This is a genomic window from Candidatus Pelagibacter sp., from assembly GCF_052049775.1.
Taxonomy (GTDB): Bacteria; Pseudomonadota; Alphaproteobacteria; order Pelagibacterales; family Pelagibacteraceae; genus Pelagibacter.
This window is the reverse complement of the sequence record NZ_JBNGZH010000067.1, coordinates 1-3,756: the sequence shown is the minus strand read 5'-3', so window position 1 is coordinate 3,756 and position 3,756 is coordinate 1. Positions and strand designations below refer to the sequence as shown.

Annotated in this window: 5 protein-coding genes; all 5 read right to left on the bottom strand. The window is 23.6% G+C overall.

The features are described from left to right. Positions 1–548, bottom strand: a 548-nt coding sequence (locus ACTT83_RS06465; protein ID WP_440919263.1) for an AAC(3) family N-acetyltransferase, incomplete at its 3' end; no start/stop codon positions are given. A 14-nt stretch (positions 549–562) separates the two neighbouring features. Continuing rightward, on the bottom strand, positions 563–1,450 hold the full coding sequence (locus tag ACTT83_RS06460; RefSeq protein WP_440919262.1) for a phytanoyl-CoA dioxygenase family protein: 888 nt from the start codon (positions 1,448–1,450) through the stop codon (positions 563–565). A gap of 42 nt (positions 1,451–1,492) precedes the next feature. Next, on the bottom strand, positions 1,493–2,164 hold the full coding sequence (locus ACTT83_RS06455; RefSeq protein WP_440919261.1) for a TylF/MycF/NovP-related O-methyltransferase: 672 nt from the start codon (positions 2,162–2,164) through the stop codon (positions 1,493–1,495). Then, the gene (locus tag ACTT83_RS06450) at positions 2,164–2,853 is read right to left on the bottom strand and encodes an acylneuraminate cytidylyltransferase family protein (RefSeq protein ID WP_440919260.1); all 690 of its coding nucleotides are present in this window, start codon (positions 2,851–2,853) and stop codon (positions 2,164–2,166) included. Before ACTT83_RS06450 ends, ACTT83_RS06455 begins: the two co-directional genes overlap by 1 nt. Then, on the bottom strand, positions 2,854–3,756 hold a 903-nt coding region (locus ACTT83_RS06445), incomplete at its 5' end, for a class I SAM-dependent methyltransferase (protein ID WP_440919259.1).

Below are 3,756 nucleotides of genomic sequence, written 5' to 3'. Positions count from 1 at the left end.
TTATTTATATATTTGCAATATCCAACAAATGTCTTATGGTATCTATAGCTAACTTTACAATATTGTTCTACATAATGGACAAAAGTAAAAGCCTCCCTATATGATAAATTAAAAAAAATATTTTTAAAATTATTTTTTATCATAAAATTGAAAGGAGATTTTTTTCCAAAAGAATCTTGATGGTTTAGATTAATTATTTTCTTTTGGTATTTACCAAAAACAACAAAAGAATAAATTGGATTTGAAGATCTTTGAAATAATTTATGTTGTAAAGCATATCTGGAAAGTGCACCTGAATATGTGCCTGTTTTTTTTTGATTAAATTTTACACCTTTGCAAAAATCCCAATTATATGATGGAATGACAATTGTACCTTCGTATCCTACATAATTAATTAGATTATCTAGAAATTCCTTTAAACAAAAATTTATTTTTTTTTTTTTAAAAAAAATTAAAGAATCTAAAAAATTTGAATTAATTATAATTTTGTCATTTTTTTTTATGTTAATTATTTGAAATAAATTAACATAATTAAATTTGGTTTTCATTTTGTAAGTATAATTTAGGATTTAATAATAGACGTATTAATTCCTTTTACTTTTAAGTACTTTCTTCGAGCCTCATTTGCACTTCCATCATTTAAGACTTTGTGATCAATATCATTTTTTCTTACTGCTAAAAGATATTTCTCCTCATCTGTAAGTGTATCAACAAAATCTTGATTTAAATAACTCTTATAATTCAATAGTTGTCCATAAGACCTATTTTTAATATTGAGCATGATAGATTTTCTTTGTTTTCCATTAATATTAATTGCTCCAGCGTGCCATAAGTTTAAATTTGCAATGACTACATCACCTTTATTCACTTCAACCCTGACTTCGTCCGGGTGTTTTTCATGAATATCTATGTAATCATCTGGCCATCCTAATTTTTTATGAGTGGCTGGGATAACTCTGAGGGCGCCATTTTCAACGTAACTATCATCAAGATAAATAAAAATTACAACCCCTGAAAAAGGTTCATTTATATCTTTTCGGGCAAAACCATCCATATGAATTCCTTGCTGCCCGTAACCTTTTTTTGGACTTCTTAAATTAAAACCACAAACTTTTATTTCGTCTTTAATAACATGATGTGCTGCCAATATTAATTCGGGAATATTAATTACTTTTAAAAATAAATTATGCTTATTAATTAATCCACCTAATCTATCTGCACCTTCCTCAAATTTCTTTCCAGGTTTAAAGTATTTTTCTTTACCTTCCCAACCTCCTTTATCACCTTCCTCACTGATTAATTTTTCCGATATTTTTGAGAGTGTGTCTACATTTTTTTTTAAAAATGAAATATTTTTCAACACCAAATATCCTTGATCATCAAGATGCTGGGTATCTTTAAAAGATAAATTTTTGAAATTTTTAATTATATCTTTTATGGAATTTATCATATTTGTAATCTTATACTTTATTATTTAAATTTTAAATAAAATCTATTTTTTAATTAAATATATATCTGGTTGATAATGTTTTTTTAATTTATGTAAAGTATAAAGTTTTTTGTGCTGATTGTAAAATTCTTTTAATGCTTTTGCTTCACCTTTTCTAGAATTCCTAAAAGCTTCATCAAATAAAATAATACCTCCTTTTGAAATGTTGTTATTAATAAAATTTAGCAAAATTTTTGTCTCTTCATACAAATCACAATCAATATATGCAAATGAAATTTTGCTTATTTGTTTTTTATATTTTTTGATATTTTTAAAATTATCATCAATCAAAAAAACCTGGTTTAATTTAAAGAAATTTAAAATAAATTTTATATATTTTTTATCACCCACAAAAAAATTATTTGATCCAGTAGAAAAAGGCATTCCTTTAAAATGATCATATCCGAAAATTTTTTTTTTTATTTTTAAAAATTCAATTATTTTTTTTTGAAAAATTAAACTATTTCCATTCCAAGTTCCAAACTCAATAATATTACCCTTAACCTTTTTTGCTTTTTTTAATAATTCGTATAATGTTAAAAACCTAAATAAAGACTTGTCCCCAATTAATGATCCATAATTTTGAAGCACAAATTTTGGATCTAATTTTTTATACTGATTTAAAATTTTTAAATAATTATTTGAATTAAGACTATTATTGAAAAAATTTTTCATTAAAACTTTTTACTTCTATAAAAAATTTCAGCAATTTTCCAATCTTCTTTATTATCAATATCTACGGCTCGATAAAATGGTAATTCTAAGCATTTGGCATCAATATGCATAAATTTTTTTTTAGATATCCAATTTTCATAAGTGCCAAAATAAAATTGTCCTGAGTCATGATAACTAGGACTAAATTTAGATGTGTCTATAAAAGTATTTTTAATATTATAGAATTTAGGCTCTAAATTTTTACTAAGTTTAAATGCCCTTTGTATAGGGTGTCGATATCTAATTACAGGATAAACGAATTTTTTAGGGTTCTTTTTTAAAGTTTTAAAAGAAATCACCAAGTCTTCTGGATTTAATAATGGTGTACATGGATATAAACAACAAACATATGTAAAATTTAATTTTTTAATTTTTTTTAAATACTCGCATGCATGTTTAATTACACTTTGAGTTGAGATTTTATTTGAAGATAATTTTTTTGGTCGATTTATGATCAAACTAACATTTTTTTTTTCACAAATTTTTTTTACATGTAAATCATCTGTAGTAACACAAATATAATCAAATATTTTTGTTTTTTTTACAAGATCTATGGCTCGTGTCAGCATTGTCTTTCCAAAAAAACTTTTAATATTTTTTTTCTTTATTCTAATACTATTTTTTCGTGCTGGAATAATTGCTACTAACATTTAATTTTTTTTAAATATTATATGTACCTCTGAAGAAATTTTATTCTTATCAAGAATTTTTTGCATACTATCTAAATATTTTATAAAATTACTTTGAAATATTTTTATATACTCTTTTTTATCCGATGATTTTTGATTTAAATATATGACACGATATAAATCCACAAAATCATTTCCAAACCACCATTCACCAGCAATACTAAGATTATATTTTTTTTTTATAAAATTAAGAGAATTTTTTGTAAATAAATGAGTATGTCCGCCTGATAAGTGCCTTGGATAAATATTTTGAAATGCATTTTCTATAAAACTAGTTAAAGAAAATATTGGAACTGAAATATAAAGATATTTAATTCTAGAACTCTTGTAGGCCTCTAAAACAGTCTGAACAGAACTGACATGCTCTAACACACCTATCAAACTTAATATATTTGCATTTTTTTCTCCTTTAATTAACTTTATTGCAGAATTGATATTAATATTCACTGATTTGTTATTTTTTAAAAATTTATTTGCCAATTTATTCAAATTATCATTTGTCTCGTAACCAATAGCTTTTATACCATTAATCTCTAAAGCTTTTAAAAAATGACCAGCGCCCGAACCTATATCTAAAACACATTTTTTTCTTTTTATTATTTTTTTTAAAAATTTTACTTTCGGATTATATATTTTTTTTATTCGCTCATTGTAGTCTTTTGAATAACTTGCATAAATATTTTTAGCACCTGAGCCTTTATTATATAATTTTTTTAAAAAGCTGTCTGTTTCCTGAAAAGCACCATTAATATGCTGACATTTTGGGCAAAGATAATAATTAATATTAAAACTGTTTAAAAAAAATATTTTTTTTTTTGAATTACAAATTTTGCATAAAATTCTTTTAGGCTGCTGAGCATATAG

Bases quoted from the DNA above. Each gene is read 5' to 3' on its own strand.
- ACTT83_RS06460 (WP_440919262.1), bottom strand. From the start codon at position 1,450: ATGATAAATTCCATAAAAGATATAATTAAAAATTTCAAAAATTTATCT.
- ACTT83_RS06455 (WP_440919261.1), bottom strand. From the start codon at position 2,164: ATGAAAAATTTTTTCAATAATAGTCTTAATTCAAATAATTATTTAAAA.
- ACTT83_RS06450 (WP_440919260.1), bottom strand. From the start codon at position 2,853: ATGTTAGTAGCAATTATTCCAGCACGAAAAAATAGTATTAGAATAAAG.